10 protein-coding genes, 4 tRNA genes and 1 pseudogene are annotated in these 16,980 nt (G+C 42.9%); 6 read left to right on the top strand and 9 right to left on the bottom strand.

Annotated features, from left to right (window positions below; all coding sequences use genetic code 11):
• The first annotated feature begins 2 nt into the window (after positions 1-2).
• Positions 3-1,453, top strand: a pseudogene (locus JBW_RS08055) (SulP family inorganic anion transporter).
• 42 nt (positions 1,454-1,495) lie between these two features.
• On the opposite strand, the gene JBW_RS08050 reads toward JBW_RS08055, so the two are convergent.
• Both JBW_RS08050 and JBW_RS08045 read right to left on the bottom strand, forming a co-directional pair.
• Positions 1,496-1,906 (bottom strand): universal stress protein, encoded by a 411-nt coding sequence (locus JBW_RS08050; protein ID WP_235334236.1) that lies wholly within the window; start codon positions 1,904-1,906, stop codon positions 1,496-1,498.
• A gap of 28 nt (positions 1,907-1,934) precedes the next feature.
• Positions 1,935-2,153, bottom strand: a complete 219-nt coding sequence (locus JBW_RS08045; protein ID WP_144408431.1) for a hypothetical protein — start codon at positions 2,151-2,153, stop codon at positions 1,935-1,937.
• A gap of 414 nt (positions 2,154-2,567) precedes the next feature.
• On the opposite strand from JBW_RS08045, the gene JBW_RS08040 reads away from it, so the two are divergent.
• Entirely contained in the window at positions 2,568-4,112 is a 1,545-nt protein-coding gene (locus tag JBW_RS08040; protein ID WP_144408417.1) for an IS1182 family transposase, read from the top strand.
• A 229-nt stretch (positions 4,113-4,341) separates the two neighbouring features.
• Here JBW_RS08040 and JBW_RS08035 read toward each other — a convergent pair whose 3' ends face one another.
• The 6 genes from JBW_RS08035 to JBW_RS08010 all read right to left on the bottom strand — a co-directional run bounded on the left by JBW_RS08035 (position 4,342) and on the right by JBW_RS08010 (position 9,195).
• A complete protein-coding gene (locus JBW_RS08035; RefSeq protein WP_045820601.1) occupies positions 4,342-6,015 on the bottom strand; it encodes a ribonuclease J in 1,674 nt (557 codons plus the stop codon).
• Between the two features lie 492 nt (positions 6,016-6,507).
• Positions 6,508-6,591, bottom strand: a tRNA-Leu gene (locus JBW_RS08030).
• A gap of 14 nt (positions 6,592-6,605) precedes the next feature.
• Positions 6,606-6,681, bottom strand: a tRNA-Lys gene (locus JBW_RS08025).
• A gap of 4 nt (positions 6,682-6,685) precedes the next feature.
• A tRNA-Gln gene (locus JBW_RS08020) sits at positions 6,686-6,761 on the bottom strand.
• Between the two features lie 26 nt (positions 6,762-6,787).
• A tRNA-His gene (locus JBW_RS08015) sits at positions 6,788-6,863 on the bottom strand.
• 364 nt (positions 6,864-7,227) lie between these two features.
• The gene (locus JBW_RS08010) at positions 7,228-9,195 is read right to left on the bottom strand and encodes a methyl-accepting chemotaxis protein (RefSeq protein WP_007959801.1); all 1,968 of its coding nucleotides are present in this window, start codon (positions 9,193-9,195) and stop codon (positions 7,228-7,230) included.
• 439 nt (positions 9,196-9,634) lie between these two features.
• Here JBW_RS08010 and JBW_RS08005 point away from each other — a divergent pair, with 439 nt between their 5' ends.
• The 3 genes from JBW_RS08005 to JBW_RS07995 are packed head-to-tail and all read left to right on the top strand — an operon-like array spanning position 9,635 to position 14,933.
• Entirely contained in the window at positions 9,635-10,534 is a 900-nt protein-coding gene (locus JBW_RS08005; protein WP_071882480.1) for a dTDP-4-dehydrorhamnose reductase family protein, read from the top strand.
• 2 nt (positions 10,535-10,536) lie between these two features.
• Complete coding sequence (locus JBW_RS08000) at positions 10,537-11,601, top strand: polysaccharide biosynthesis protein (protein WP_007959798.1); 1,065 nt, start codon at positions 10,537-10,539, stop codon at positions 11,599-11,601.
• Positions 11,598-14,933 (top strand): glycosyltransferase, encoded by a 3,336-nt coding sequence (locus tag JBW_RS07995; protein ID WP_007959797.1) that lies wholly within the window; start codon positions 11,598-11,600, stop codon positions 14,931-14,933. Before JBW_RS08000 ends, JBW_RS07995 begins: the two co-directional genes overlap by 4 nt.
• A 78-nt stretch (positions 14,934-15,011) precedes the next feature.
• Here the strand turns inward: JBW_RS07995 and JBW_RS07990 are convergent, their stop codons facing one another.
• Positions 15,012-15,653 carry a glycosyltransferase family 2 protein gene (locus JBW_RS07990; RefSeq protein ID WP_007959795.1) on the bottom strand — a complete coding sequence of 214 codons (642 nt, stop codon included), beginning with the start codon at positions 15,651-15,653 and terminating at the stop codon, positions 15,012-15,014.
• A 226-nt stretch (positions 15,654-15,879) separates the two neighbouring features.
• Between JBW_RS07990 and wecB the strand changes: the two genes are divergently transcribed.
• Complete coding sequence (wecB, locus tag JBW_RS07985; RefSeq protein ID WP_007959794.1) at positions 15,880-16,956, top strand: non-hydrolyzing UDP-N-acetylglucosamine 2-epimerase; 1,077 nt, start codon at positions 15,880-15,882, stop codon at positions 16,954-16,956.
• Positions 16,957-16,980: the final 24 nt, after the last annotated feature.

The raw sequence follows: 16,980 nt of genomic DNA, 5'->3' as shown, positions 1-16,980 counted from the left end.
CATTGAAACTACAACTAAATAAATCTTGGTTTTCCAACACTCGCATTGATATTCTGGCAGGCATAACGGTAGCCTTTGCCTTAATTCCTGAAGCCATTGCATTTTCTATTATTGCTGGGGTAAGCCCCATGACTGGTCTCTATGCTTCTTTTTGCATCGCGGTTGTCATTTCCATTGTTGGCGGAAGACCAGGTATGATTTCTGCCGCTACAGGCGCTATGGCGCTACTTATGGTGACGTTGGTTAAGGATCACGGCGTAGAATACTTATTTGCCGCAACCATATTGGCGGGAATTTTACAATATGCCATGGGCATTCTAAAACTGGGACGCTTCATCACCTTTGTACCCCATTCCGTAATGACAGGATTCGTTAACTCCCTAGCCATACTGATTTTTTTAGCACAATTGCCCCATTTTATTGGACAAAGCTGGATCATGTATGCACTAGTAGCCTTTACACTGGCTATCATTTATCTTTTACCATTGATTACAAAAGCTGTTCCCTCTGCATTAGTAGCAATTATTATAGTATCCATAACTACGATTGGCTTAGGACTGCATGTGAATACTGTCGGGGACATGGGGACCATTACAAATTCCCTCCCCATCTTTCATTTACCTCAAGTATTGTTTAGTATGGATACTCTCTTAATTATTTTTCCCTATTCCCTGTCCCTTGCTCTTGTAGGTATCTTAGAATCGCTGCTAACAGCAACGATCGTTGATGAAATGACAGATACCAAAAGCAATAAGAATAAAGAAATTCGCGGACAAGGTTTTGCGAATGTCATTGCAGGTTTTTTTGGCGGCATGGCAGGTTGTGCGATGATTGGTCAATCGGTCATTAATGTGAAGTCCGGCGGTCGTACACGCCTATCCACCTTCGTAGCCGGCATTTTCTTGCTGTTCTTAATTATTGTCTTGGGTAATGTGGTAAAACAAATTCCCATGGCTGCCCTCGTCGGGGTAATGGTCATGGTCTCCATAGGCACATTTGACTGGAGTTCTTTGCAGAATATAAAAAAAATCCCCACTGGGGATGTAATCGTTATGCTTACTACCGTAGCAATTGTCGTCACGACTCATGATCTTTCGAAAGGTGTCATGGCGGGAGTGTTGTTAAGTGCTTTGATCTTTGCCTGGAAAATAGCGGAGCTTCGCACTGCTTCTTCTATACAAGTAGACGGTAGTAAATGTTATACGGTCTTTGGTCAGATGTTCTTTGGTACTACCTCTGATTTTGCCAGCCAGTTTACTTACAATGAAGATCCCAACGTAGTTATCATTGACTTTGCTAATTCACATGTATGGGATCATTCCGCTGTAAATGCCATTGCAAAAGTGATTCTCAAATACCAGCAACTAGACAAAAAAATAACCATTATTGGCTGAATGAGGAAAGCGAAATGCTTGTGGAAAGAATCGGGCTCTATGAACCAAGCGGACACTAATAGTAAAAAATTCACTACTCCATTATCTGGGGTAGTGAATTTTTATTTGATGATCATGACGGGGCATTTAACTACATGAACAATTTTTTTACTCACGCTTCCTATAACAAATTCTTGCAATTTATTTAATCCACGACTACCAACAATCAGTAGATCATAGCCTTCTGTTTCTGCCTTCTTAACGATTTCCTCCGCAGGATCACCAAGGCCAACTGCCAAATTATATGGAATTTTCTCTTGCTTAAAAAGAAGTTCTGTTTTTATTATGGCCAAACGTGCCTCTTTCTCAAGGAGTGATCGAATATCAAAATTGGCTTGAATCAAACTGTTTCTGGATGAAATTTCAGGCGAGACGTGAAAAAGTGTAATCACTACATTTCCTAACTGTAATGCAAGCTCCACCGTCTTTTCTGCGGCACGATGGGCATGCTTGGACCCATCTGTGGCTAACAGTATTTTCTTAAACAGACTCTATCAACTCCTAAGTCATAACAGTTATAAACATCGTTTTTTTTTGCATGGGATCCGGATTTAAATGTAATATATAATTCCAAATACTATGAAGGTATGCTTTCACTGAGCAAAAATCAGCTTCTATTTCTTGTTTTGTTTCTTCACAAGACGCTTTCCATCTTTGTAGTGCTTGTCGCCTGTATTTGGTTTCAAGAATCATAGTAATACCTCCATTATTTTCACCCATATAATAAAAACACTTTCAATGATTTTTATTATATGCTGAAACTCAATAAATGTATATATAATATTCTGAAAACATTTTCATTACCCCTGTATTCATTATGAGTACTGAAAGAGGCTAGTTAAATATCCTCCCTTTAGACACCAACTTGCTACATTCGACCTAATAGATGATTCATGACAGTGATCTAACGCATGCCCCAAATAAAGGATCTTTGTTGATAATTTTATGTTTTCAATATTTTATTTCAATTTAAAATGTAAGGGGGCTGTCGCGCTAAGACAACCCTAAAAAACAAAAGACGGCAACCAGCAGTAGCTGGAAGCCGTCTTTTGTTGTAAAATCAAGTTTGTGAAATCTAAGAAATTACAACTAGATTATACAGTAGACTCAAATGTATATCAACTAGTAATACCGATGGACATTGGCGAAATGATTCCGGCAGATGATTCGGTGCGGTTGCTCAACGCGGTGCTAGAAAGGATGAATTACAGCAAATTGTACGCTGCGTACTCCCGAATGGGGAGAATCGAGATGTCACCGAAATGTCTGTTCAAGATACTTGTATATGGATACATGAACGGCATCTATTCGAGCCGCAAGCTCGAGCAGGCATGCCGGCGGGACGTCAACTTCATGTATCTGCTAGGCCGGAGAAAAGCACCAGATCACGCGACGATCGCACGGTTTCGCAGCGAACGGCTGGCAGAGGTCGTGGACGATCTGTTTGCCCAGCTTGTGCAACTGTTGACCGATGCGGGAGAACTGTCGCTGTCAAGCGTTTTCATAGACGGAACCAAATTGGAGGCCAATGCGAACCGATACAGCTTTGTCTGGAAGAAATCGACGCAAAAAAATGAAGAGAAGATGCAGAAGAAGATGAAAGAAGAGTTGCCGGCGCTAGCAGCGGAGTTTGGGATTCGCTTTTATGTCGGCCAGGTGATAAAGCCCAAAGACCTAAAAAAGCTGCGCAAACGGCTAAAAGCACTGCAAGCTGAACGCCGTATTGTTTTTGTTCACGGCAAAGGACAGCGTAAGACTTCGCTGCAGCGGGCGCTTCAAACGGTAGACCAATACCTTGCTCGGCAGAAAAAGTATAATGACTATAATCATAGCTTTGGAGAACGCAACAGCTTTTCCAAGACGGACAGAGACGCCACCTTCATGCGGATGAAAGAAGATCATATGAAAAATGGTCAGCTTAAACCGGGCTACAACGCGATACTGGCGGTGGACGCGGAATATATAGTATCCACAATGATCGGTCAGGACCGAAGCGACAGCCAAATGTTGATCCCGATGTTGGAGACGCTCAAGGGACTGGGGTATACAAAACCCGTAGCGGATGCGGGCTTTGAGAGTGAGGAAAATTACACATGGTGCGAGCAAAACAACCAAATCGCATTTATAAAGCCCGCGAATTATGAGAAGGCCAAGACGAAGAAATATAGGGCAGACATCGGCAAGCGAGAGAACATGCACTACAATGCAAAGACCGATAGCTACCTATGTCACATGGGGCGCCCGATCCAGGCAGCTTATGAAAAAAAGACCCGATCTAAGGCCGGATATCCCATCGTGACAACCGTATACACCTGTCCAGATTGTGCCGGCTGTCCGCATAAGGCCCAATGCATCAAGGGAGCGAGCAAGACTCCCCTCGAAGAACGAAGCAAGAACCTGTATGTATCCAAAACCTTTTTGCGTCAACGTGAAGAAATGCAGGCACGTATCAAGGGTGAGGAGGGTGTTATGCTTCGGATGAACCGCTCCATTCAGGTGGAGGGAGCTTTCGGGGTGCTCAAACAGGACATGGGATTTCGGCGATTTCTGATGAGGGGCCGCGTAAAGGTGCAAACCGAGTTTCTATTACTATGCATGGGGTATAACGTAAACAAGCTCCATAACAAAATCCAAAGCGACCGGTGTGGGACCTACTTGCATATTCCAAAAGCATCCTGACCAATTCATATCGAGTTTTTCTTAGGGGAAGAGGCTTCCTCTATTTTGTTGTGTCCATAAACTGGCTCTTGTCTCCTTTTTTTCATTCTTCCTACTGTTTTTCCTTCCTTTTTGCTCAAAAAAGGCGTGTCGCATTGCGTTTTTTCAAAAAACGTTTTGCGACACGCCCCTTCAGAAGGTTCTCATACATATATACTTACAGACTACCTGTTCAATAAATTCTTTCAGCCTATACTTCCATAATGATTGGTAAAATGATAGGGCGTCGGCGAGTCTTTTCGTAAATAAATTTACCCAGTGCATCACGGATACTACTCTTAATCGCAGCCCACTCCGTAACTTGGCCGGCCTCGCATTTATCTAGGGCCTGCTTAACCTGTTGCTTGGCTTCTCCCATTAAGGAGCCGGATTCACGTACATAGACAAAACCACGAGAAACCAGATCCGGTCCAGCTACAATGCCACCTGATCCTTTATCCATCGTAACGACAACAATAAGAACCCCATCCTGAGATAGCATTTGACGGTCACGAAGAACAATGTTACCAACATCACCTACACCCAACCCATCAACGAAAACCTTGCCTGCGGTTACTTTCCCAGCTAACTTTCCGGTTACCCCACCGACGCCTTGCTCAAATTCAAAAACCTGTCCATTTGTACCAATAAAGATATTCTCTTTCGGGATTCCCAGGTCTTGTGCAAGCTTACCATGAGTGATCAGCATGCGATGCTCTCCATGTACTGGGATTAAAAATTGAGGCCGAACCAGAGTTAACATTAGCTTTAATTCTTCTTGGCTGGCGTGACCAGAAACATGAATCCCCATGGAACGTTCATGAATGACTTCTGCACCCAAACGTAATAAGGCATCAATTGTTTTCGATACTGACTTTTCGTTGCCAGGGATTGGTGTAGCTGAAATGATGATTGTATCACTTGGAGTAATCGCTACTTTTCGGTGATCGCTCAACGCCATTCGCGTCAATGCAGACATCGGTTCCCCTTGGCTGCCAGTCGTCAAAATTAAGATCTGGTTATCGGGATAGTTTTTTATCTCATCTATATCAATTATTGTTCCTTCAGGGACGAGTAGGTATTCAAGTTCTCTAGCAATGTTTACAACGTTTATCATACTGCGGCCGATAATTGCCACTTTTCGGCCATTCTTACAAGAAGAATTGATCGCCTGCTGGACACGCAATACGTTTGATGCAAAAGTTGCTAAAAGAATTCGACCTTTCGCACCGTTAAATGCCTCATCTAAAGCAGCACCAACGGTACGCTCTGATTTGGTAAAGCCGGGACGTTCCGCATTGGTACTGTCTGACATTAAGACAAGTACACCTTCATTTCCGAGTTGCGCAAATTTAGGAAGATCAATTACTTTGCCATCTACTGGTGTATAATCAATTTTAAAGTCACCTGTGTGAACAATCGTACCTACTGGCGTACGAAAATATAGTCCTACCACATCAGGAATGGAATGATTTCCTTGAATAAACCCTACCTGAATACTGCCAAAGGTCAGTTCATCACCTGGTTTTATTGGAATCAAGGTATAATTCGCTACATTATTTTCTTTTAGCCGAACTTCGGCTATGCCCATCGCCAGCCGCGTACCATACACTGGTACATCAATTTGTTTTAAGAAATAGGATAAGGATCCAATATGGTCCTCATGACCGTGGGTGATCACAACTGCCCGTATTTTATCCTGGTTTTCAAGAAGATAGGTAATGTCGGGTATCACTAAGTCAATCCCTAACATTTCATCTTCGGGGAATGCTAAACCACAGTCAAGTACGACGATGTCATCGCCATAGCGAATCACTGTCATGTTTTTGCCGATTTCGCCGAGTCCACCTAGTGGAATGATGGCGAGCTTATTTTGTTTTTCCAAGAAAATACCTCCATTATTTGAGTTTATATATTAATTTACATATTCACCAATAAGATGTCCCGCAAATCAACCAATTCCTAAAAGATGGGTGATTTCATCTCAATGCTCATAACTCCAAATATCCGCTCATAACTATTGTTTATTATTATACTGTATATTGATTCAATATACAAGTTTTCACTATACAACGGCATCTATACTCGATATTTTCTTAGGGATGTACAAATAAAATATTATACTGTAAAGTCCGTATCTCTTCAAATAATTATGAAAGCGAAATGACAATCTCCCCCCTCGCCTTTATTCCCAAAAAGAGTGTGAGTCACGAGCATTAAGCCACTTTTTCCTGTCAATTAAACAGTTCTACCAAAAGTCATTAAAAAAAATAGAGTTCATAATACAACAATACTTTTTTCTCGCGTTGCTGTACAAATGTTATATAGTAATAAAAAAAGACCTTCAGGTAAAATCCTGAAAGCCTTGTATTTCTTGTGGTGCGGGAGAGGAGACTTGAACTCCTACACCTTGCGGCGCCAGATCCTAAGTCTGGTGCGTCTGCCATTCCGCCACTCCCGCATAATTAAGTTAAATGGTGGCTCACCCGCGGCTCGAACGCGGGACACCCTGATTAAAAGTCAGGTGCTCTACCAACTGAGCTAGTGAACCATAATGGCAGGGGTAGCTGGACTCGAACCAACGGATGCGGGAGTCAAAGTCCCGTGCCTTACCAACTTGGCTATACCCCTATATCGTTATTACTAGAGTTAATGAATGGGGTGGCTGAAGGGGATCGAACCCTCGAATAACGGAACCACAATCCGCCGTGTTGACCGCTTCACCACAGCCACCATATTATCTGCGATGTTTTCTCTCAACATCCCCTAGCGACAAGATTTATTGTATCATGTCCACCTTGTTATGTCAAGCACTTTTTAAAAAGTTATTTTCTTTCAATCAATTAATTCCTTCATCGCCTCGCAACAACTTTATTAGTATACCAAATATTATTTATATATACAATATCCATATTTGGACATTTCATATAATTATTTCATACAAAAGTCTTTTATTCTTTCTAATTCTCTATTTTACACTAAATATCTTCTACAACAACTTCATTAAACTAATCTTACGATATCTTACTAAGGGATACGTGATTGATACGATAAAGGCACAACACAGCCATAATAGCAGCGTTGTACCTTACCAATCTTATACTTTAAATTTATGCACTACTTCTTGTAACTCACTAGCCATTGTTGCTAAACCAGAAACAGCTGTTACGATTTCATGCACAGAGGCATTTTGTTCTTCACTCGCTGCTGCTACTTCTTGAGAGCTAGCAGCATTGGTTCTCGATGCATCGGCAATGCCAGTAATGGATTGACCAACTTGTCCACTTCCAGTTAACTGAGAATCCATCAGTGCTAAAATACTATCTACTTGCCTTCGCATTTCCTTTACGTCTACATAAATTTCCTCAAATGCTACTTTTGAAGCAGAAACCACCTTAACGCCTTCTCCTACTTCTTTACTGCCTTTATCCATTGCATCTACCGCTTGCACTGTCTCACTTTGGATTGCACCGATAATCTCAGCAATTTCTTTTGCAGCTTCTTGGGATTGTTCAGCCAGTTTTCGCACTTCATCTGCTACCACTGCAAAACCGCGTCCTTGTTCTCCTGCTCTTGCAGCTTCAATCGCAGCATTTAACGCCAACAGATTGGTTTGTCCTGCAATATTTGTAATCACTTCAACGATTTGTCCAATCTGCCTTGACTTCTCACCAAGAATATTTATTTTTTCTGCTGCATCACCCACATCTTGACGAATATTATTCATCAACTGAACAGCATGATTCACTTGCTTAAGACCACCTTCAGCTGACTGTTCACTTCTTTCTGAAACGCCAGCCACTTCACAGGCCGCTTGAACAGCATCCGCAATACCCGCTTGCATTTCTATCATAATAGTAGAAGATTCATCAGATAAGCGCACTTGGGTGGTAGCACTTTGAGCTACATCCTGAATTGTGGCTGTTACTTCTTCTGAGGCTCTTCCTACTTCAGTAGCAGATGCCGTCAACTCTTCCGCAGAGGCAGCTACTGATTCGGCAACTGAAGCTGCATGCAAAATAATTTTCCGCAAAGCAACCGTCATCTGATTAACACCTTGCACTAACTGATTCACTTCCAAAACTCCGTCTGCAACTAATGTGTGTGATAAATCCCCTCCCGCTACTAATTCAACTGAATGAACTACTTTCTGCAGCGGAGTAACAATACTGCGAGCTATATAAAACGCTGTGACCGCAGCCAAAGCTAGAGAAATTAGTAAGATCCCAATGATAATATATGACGCTGTGATAGCCCCATCATAAACATCTTTTAGCGGTTCATTTACAATGACTCCCCATTGATATTTAGGTACTGGAGTAAAAGCACTAATCGTCTTGTCACCACGACTTGAAATAGCTTCTATTGATCCTGTTTGACCTTCTATTACTTTTTTTACATATTCAATTGCTGCAAAGCTTTCTTTTTTCAGGACCTTTTCATGATCTGGATAAGCAATCACTACACCATTGTGATCAACGATTTCAACATAACCATTTTTTCCCACCTTAACATTATCGGCAATTGCCCAGAGGCTTTGTAAACCAATATCAGCAGCAAACACCCCCAGAATTGTTCCTGCTGAATTCTTAATTGGCACAGATATTGTTATACTAGGAGCATTAGTAAAAGAAGATATGTAAATATCGGTGAAAAACGTACTCCCCTTCATAGCTTCTTTAAAATAAGGCCGATCTGCACGATTCGCTAACGTACCAGCTGTTCTTGCAACCTGCATACCGCTTGCATCCATTACATAGATCAATTCAAACTGAGGATTTTTTTGTTGAAAATTTATAATCATATCGCGTAAAACAGCGCCATCCAAAGAACGAGCCGTAGGGCTAGCTGCCAGTCCTTCTGTCATCCCTTTTGAGTCATCTAACATAATTTCAATTTGTTTTGCAATCTGTGAAGCAGTATTATTATTGCTATTTACCGCTACCTCCTTAGTAGTAATTATATTTTTATATATGCTGATTGCTCCACCAACAGCCGCAGGAATAACGGCAAATAAAATAAAAAATATAACTAATTTTGTTCTTAAACTATTTCCCCCAAACATAAATGATCCTCCTCTTTACATTTCCAACTTATTTAATGATAATTCTTCTATAATGAGAGCTTTATAACCATTAACTATTATTCTAATAAATTCTTAAATTCCCTTCTTTTTACAATAAAGAAAACTACACTTTACCAATTTTTAATATTGCTTGTTATTATAACATATACATTTTAACAAAACTACAGAAAGCAACAATAATAGTCTTTTAATTCAGAATTATATTTCAATTCCTAAATGACCAACTTTTGCAGATAGATATAGCCATTGCCGTATGATAGCATAATATTTTTGATCGACTAATAAATAACAAGGTATAAGAACATCTGAGCACTCCCTGAATAATATAGATTGAGTAACAATACTGAACCTATTGTTTATTCACGCACCTACACACAAGAAAGTGTAGGAACTTTTTCTTAAAGGTTGTGAAAATAGTATGAGAAAGGTACTGATCTTGGGAGGGTCGGGGATGCTAGGGCATGCCTTGTTTCGCTTTCTTTCCGAGGCTGTGAATCTTGATGTCTATACTACAGTCCGCTCTGCGCATGAATTATCGCGTTGGCTTCCTCCGGATATGATGAAGAAGGTACGCAGTAATGTAGATGTGCAGCAAATAGAGAGTCTTGTAAATGTTTTTGCTGAAGTGAAGCCAGACATCCTGGTGAATTGCATTGGCATCATTAAACAAGTGCCGGAGGCCAAAGATCCGCTCACAACAATTACCGTTAATGCATTACTTCCGCACCGTATTGCTTTGCTGTGCGGCGCGACTGGTACGCGCATGATTCATATCAGTACGGATTGCGTTTTCAATGGAGAAAAAGGAGTTTATACGGAACAGGATGTTTCCAATGCCGATGATCTTTATGGGCGAACAAAATATCTTGGTGAAGTAACTTACCCGCATTGTATTACCCTGCGCACTTCTATAATCGGGCATGAATTGAAAGGAAAATACGGATTAGTCGAATGGTTCCTGAGCCAAAAAGAAAAGGTGCGTGGTTTTAGAAAGGTCCTTTATTCCGGCTTCCCAACCATTGAACTTTCACGCATTATCAGGGATTACATCATTCCTCGTCCGGAACTGACGGGGCTTTACCACCTATCCGCCAATCCAATCTCAAAATATGAGTTGCTAAAACTCATCAGTGTCCAGTACGAAAAGAAAATTACCATTGAACCGGAGGACAGTATTCGACTTGATCGTTCATTGGACTCTTCGACGTTCCTCTCCCTCACGGGCTATAACCCGCCAACTTGGCCGGAACTGGTACGTGACATGTATAACGATTATTCGCAAAAATCCAAACGAAAAGATACGGCCAAGGGGGAATAAACATGACGCTATTCGATAATAAAGTGATTGTCATTACCGGTGGTACGGGTTCACTGGGTAAAGTGTTAACTCATCGGCTCTTACAAAAGGAACTCGGTTCCCCTCGGAAGATTATCATCTTCTCGCGGGATGAAGCGAAACAGCACGCTATGCGAGTAGAATACCAACACAAAAGTACGGCTACCGATGAGGTGATCTATGACAATTTTGCCCGACTAATTGAGTTCAGAATTGGGGACATCCGTGAGTATCATTCCGTTTGCTCCGTTTTAAGGGACGCGGACATTGTCATAAATGCCGCCGCCCTCAAACAGGTGCCTTCTTGTGAGTACTTTCCCTATGAAGCGGTATTGACCAATGTGCTTGGCGCGGAAAATATCATCCGGGCGATACGTGAACATAAGCTTTCCATAGAAACGGTGGTTGGAGTCTCTACGGATAAAGCCTGCAAGCCGGTGAATGCCATGGGTATCTCCAAGGCCCTCCAAGAGCGGCTATTTATTGCTGCCAATGTGACCATTCCCCAGACGAGGTTTATTTGTGTACGCTATGGCAATGTGCTAGCCTCCAGGGGTTCTGTAATTCCCCTGTTCCATGAGCAAATCAAGCATGGCGGCCCTGTTACAATTACGATCAAGGAAATGACCAGGTTCTTATTGCCTCTGGAAAGTGCGGTTGATACCATTTTTGCCGCCCTCGAAGGAGCTCAGCCCGGTGAAATATATATACCGAAAATTCCCGCGGCCCGTATTGTCGATGTGGCCAAAGCCATGATGAGAGACAGAAATATATCCATAAAATATACTGGCATTCGTCCGGGAGAAAAGGTGCATGAAATTCTCGTTTCGGAAGAAGAGGCCTGGCGGACCTATGATCGTGGCAATTATTACGCAATCAAGCCGATGCTTCCCGAACTGATTAAAACAGATCCGGGGCTACAGGCGTTATCAAAAGAATATAGCTCCGGTGATTTTGTCATGACTTCTGCAGAAACCTTGGCCTTATTGACAAAACACCGTTTGTTGATTGGTCAGGAGGATAAAACAGATGGAGAATTTTTGCGATGAAAAAATATAAGATCGTATGTATTTGCCAGATCTATAATGAGATGTGTAAAGGTAACTTGGAGCGGTTTGCAGCGTATGTAAAACCCCTAGTGGATGATTTAGTCGTCTATGATGACGGCAGTACCGACGGCAGCTTTGAATATATGTTGCAGCAAACCCCCTATGTCCTGCGCGCTGCAAATAATGATTTTGTTAATGAGCAAAACCATAAACAGTTCCTGCTGCAGGAGGCCCTAAAGCTGAACCCGGATTTCATCTTATGGCTGGATGCGGACGAAGTTTTGACTGCCGATGCCGCAAATTGTCTGCAAAACTGGTGTAAAACCTGTGAAGAACGACAGCTGGATGGCGTGTGCTTTCATGAACTGAATCTGTGGCGCAGTCATTCCTGGCGACGTTTAGACAGTTTATTTGACTTGGGCTGGTTTTGCCGTCTATGGAGGGTCGTCCCCGGCATTTGCTTTAGTGAACCAAAACCGGGGCTCCATCAAAAACCTCATCCTGTGACAATTCAACACATGGCCTGGGCGGAAGACATTCAGGTACTGCATTACGGATTCGCTTCGCAGCAGCACTTGGCCTATAAATATCTGGTTTACAGATCTCACGGACAACGCGGCTATGATATGCTTGACCGTTTGATCAGTGAAGAAAGCCTGACGCTGGCAAAGGTTCCCTGTGAGCTATTCCCGGAAGGTTTGTGGATCGATGATGAAGCGCCAAAACCTTTGAAATTTATTGAGGCCCTGACCTATGTAGAACAATACCGTAAAGAAGTGTTTAAGCCAAAATTCTCCATCGTATGTTTAGTCTATAAAAGCGTTGAGTGGTTGGATTTCGTTTATGAACAGGTCTTAAGATATACGGACATGACTGACAAGGAGTTTTTCTTTGTCGCCAATGACGCCAACGATGCCGTGCTTAGTCATTTGCGGGATAACTATATACCGCACTATATTTATACGAACACTCCCGAGCAACAAGAGGAGTGGTACGTCAATAATGTTTACCGGGCCTATAATTTTGCTGCCGACAAGGCCCTAGGAGATTTCGTCGTTTTCATTAACTCCGACATGGCCTTTACTCCAGGTTGGTTTGATCATCTATGGCAGGCTTATAACGGAGCAAACTGCGTCGTCTCCCGCCTGGTGGAATCTGGAAGATTGCCCAGTGGTCAATACGGTGTGGAAAGGAACTTTGGCCGGGATTATTCGTCTTATCAAGAAAGCCAGTTTCAACAGTATGCCCGTGAATTGGCAGAAGCCAAAATAGCGGACGGCGGCCTGTTTATGCCTCTCTTGATCCGTAAGGAGCATTTTCAGCGGGTCGGAGGCTACCCAGAAGGACAGGTGCTTTTGGGCAGCGATCTTTATCAGCCGGTCATTGCCCAGCGGGGAGAAGCGTGCATCGCCGGCGATACGGTCTTGATGCTGAAACTCCAGGCCGTTGGAATCAAACATCAAACAGCCTTTGACAGCATTGTTTATCATTTCCAGTGGGGCGAATTGGGTAGTCTGGAAACCTTGGAAACTACACCAAGCCAAGTAAAAGTTGCCCTTGTCATGGGATCAATAGCAGCACAAGACTTTGGAGGTGCCCTGCTGAAGGCCTTGCCTTCTTCTGTTGCTCTTGACGCACCTCTGGCTGGCATCCAGGACCATTATGCCGCCCATTCCAAAAACTATCTGGAGGAACATTATCCGGAAGTGGAAGTCATTATTCAAAACGCCACGCATATGGATATCATTGATCCCAATCGCTATACCATCGCTTTTTTGCAGGATGATCTCCGGTCAGCGGGTGCAGCAACCGACCAACAGGAGGCGACTTTGCAGCAAGCAAGCAAACTTGTGACCAACTCCTTGCAAACCGCACATTCCTATGCGGAGTATGATTTTGACGTAATTCCCGATACACCGGATGCCATGGAAAAATGGCACCGGTTGCTGACCGCGGTCTTTCAGGAACGCAGGATGACCGAACAAAACCGGAAAAGAAAAATAACCCGGCCTAAAATATCCATAATTATGACTACATTTCAAAGAGTGCACTTGTTAAGATGGGGTTTATGGTCCTTAACCCGCCAGACCATACCCTTTGATTTTGAAGTCATTGTGGTTAATGATGGATTACAGGATGAGACCGAAGAGGTTTGTAACGAGTTTAAGGAAAAACTTAATTTGAAGTATGTATTTACCGGGCACAGAAATCTAAACGGCAAGATGGTATGGCGGGTACCCGGTTTTGCGATGAATATTGGCGTAAAGCATTCTTCCGGGGATATTTTGATCATCGGCTGCGCGGAAATGTTTCATAACAATGATACTATCGCCAAACTTGTGCCGCCCATCTTAGATAATCCCAAATTACTGGGTATTCCAGTGGGCAAAGATGACCGTGATGGAGCTTTTCTGGAATATATAAATAACAATGATGGAACCTCTGACCCTGATATCTATGACAAATGCATTGACTTAAATGTCAAGCTGCCATTCTTAATGGCCTTACATCGCAGCCAGTATTTTACGATTGGGGGATACGATGAGGATTTTGTAGGCATGGCCTATGATGACAATGATTTTATCCAACGCTTATTAAGCAACGGCTGCAATTATTGTCAGACTGATGCGTCCACGGTGCACTTGTACCACCCCCGGCCAGACGGCTATTATGTGAATGGTGGTCCGCCCGAATGGGAATATAACAAAAACCTCTATTTTTCCCGTATTGGTCAAATCGTTAGAAATGAAGGCCGAGAATGGGGCATTATAAAATATGAGCAAGTCAAGGAGGCTGAAAAATTCGTGAAATTAAACTGGCATGAAGACTTTATTGTTCATTTGGCCGGCGTCATACAGCCGAAGGTCTACGTGGAGCTTGGGTTATACCGGTGTTATCTTTTTAACCGCATTATCCCTTTTGCGGAGCAATTAGTTGGCGTGGATATCAGCACAGAAGCCGGGCAAGCCATGCAACAATCTTCAAAAACTCGCTTTTTTAAGGGGACAACGCAGGACTTTGCCAGGGAATTAGCGGTAAAGCCTCTGCAGATTGATATGCTATTCATCGATGCCGATCATTCGCAGGCGGCGGTGTTGCAGGACTTTCTGAATTTTTTCCCTTTTGTGGCTCCCCATGGTCTCATTTTGCTGCACGATACTCATCCGAAAGACGAGGCTATGATGGATCCCAATTGGTGCGGAACCGCTTGTCAGGCGATAGAAATCTTGGCACAGGACACCCGCGCCTATGAATTAATGACGATTCCCGTTGCTCCTGGTTTAACAATTTGCCGCAAACGGCAGGCACAATTATCCTGGCGGGAAAAGTAAAATTTATCCAAAAGTAATAAAGAGGAAGGGTTCAATGAAAGTTCTGCTAGCAAAACTTTCATTGAACCCCCTCAAAACTTAATCCAATAGACTGGTTTGCATAATCATGTCTTTCAATCTAAAATTGTACGGTAACAAAATTGATTTGTCGAACTCAGTGAAGTTTATGTTTTTTAATGGACCTATATCATATTTGTAATCTTCCTCGGCCACCTGCCTTGTTGTCACATTTCCTTCCTCTCTCCATTTTCCAAAGAAATGATTTTTAGCAATATTAGTTTTTTCATAATGCCAGGATGTGGGCAAATAAATATAGTCAATTTCCTCGCTTTCATAATAACTAATGTTTGCCTCTTTCAGCCTTCTGATACAATCATTATCCTCATAACCTCCGCCAATAAACCGTTCATCAAAAAAACCAATTTTCCTGATCAAATCCTTTTTGAAACCAAAAAAACCAAACCGATAAAGCCCCACCAAACCCCAGCCATCTTTCAACATAGCCAGAATTTTTTCTACAGCCGCATGTGTTGGCCGGGCTTTATCATTACATATGATAATTTCCTCATATAAACTTGACGTTATCGCATCATTAACAATTTTTGAAAACGAAGGGTAATTTGTGCCATCAAATATCCTGCTATTCAAGCCCGCTAAACATGATTGCGCCCCCTGGCTAAGGTGAGGTCTGTTTGATATGATAACGATTTCATAATCCATAGTTTTAATTCCCCCATGGTTGAAATTTAATCTTAATTATAGTGTATGTAATTGCTGTCGCAATGGTGCGAAAATTGCTTTCTAAATGATTAAAATATGGTATAAAACTAATTCTCTTGTTGACTGTATCTGCATAATCTAAAAAAAAAAACGTAAAGCACTTAGATTGTGAAGTGCTTTTAATGGAGATCATAGACAGTAAAAAAAATAGAAGGGGGTTGCTGTAATGAAGATTATGACCGTTTTGGGTACACGTCCGGAAATTATTCGCTTAAGCCGGATTATTCCTCTCCTGGACGACCTTTGTGAGCATATTCTTGTGCATACCGGCCAAAATTTTGACCGGACCTTGAGTGATATATTTTTCACTGAACTAAAGCTGCGTCCTCCGGATTACTTGCTGGACTGTCAAGCGCAGACCGCGATGGGCCAAATAGGCGAGATACTCCGCGGTTGTGAACAGGTAATGTTAAAGGAAAGACCCGATCGCCTACTGATACTGGGAGATACCAACAGCGCCTTAGCGGCGCTGGTTGCCAAACGGCTGCGCATTCCGGTTTACCACATGGAGGCAGGCAACCGTTGTTATGATGACCGGGTACCGGAAGAAATCAACCGCCGGATTGTCGATCATTGCAGCGATATTCTGTTGCCTTACACGGAACGAAGCCGGGCTAATTTACTGCGGGAAGGCATCGACGGCAATCGTATTTATGTTACGGGCAATCCCATTGGGGAGGTTCTCAGCCATTACGCAGACAATATTTTACAAAGCCAGGTGCTTCAGGCGATGGGTGTTGCCGCCCAAGGTTATTTTCTCGTAACCCTGCACCGGACGGAAAATGTTGACGATGGAGATCGTCTAGAGAAATTCATCACAGCCCTTCATAGACTCTATGCGGAATATGGGCTGCCGCTGATTTGCACTCTGCATCCCCGCACCCGCTCCCAGCTGGTAAAACAGAAAAGAACCTTTATAGGAACAGGCATCCAGATCGTGGAACCATTAGGTCTGTTTGATTTCGTATTGTTGGAGCAAAACGCCTACTGTGTGTTGAGTGATAGCGGCACTGTTCAGGAGGAGTGCTGTCTTTATAAAACACCGAATGTGACGCTGCGGGATGTGACCGAACGACCGGAAACCTTGGAAGCTGGCAGCAATCTGCTTGCCGGCTGTGACCCCGCGGCAATCTTACGGGCTGTGCAAACAGTGTTACATCAAGGCCGGAACTGGCAGCCTCCGCGGGAATATCTTGTCGCAAATGTAAGCCAGAAAGTTCTTAAAATCCTACTGGGCATATAGAACCCATTGACAGCGGTTGGTTGC

Origin of the sequence: Pelosinus fermentans JBW45, from assembly GCF_000271665.2 — a bacterium.
Classification (GTDB): Bacteria; Bacillota; Negativicutes; order DSM-13327; family DSM-13327; genus Pelosinus; species Pelosinus baikalensis.
The sequence above is the reverse complement of the archived record's forward strand: the minus strand, read 5'-3'. Positions and strand labels throughout refer to the sequence as shown.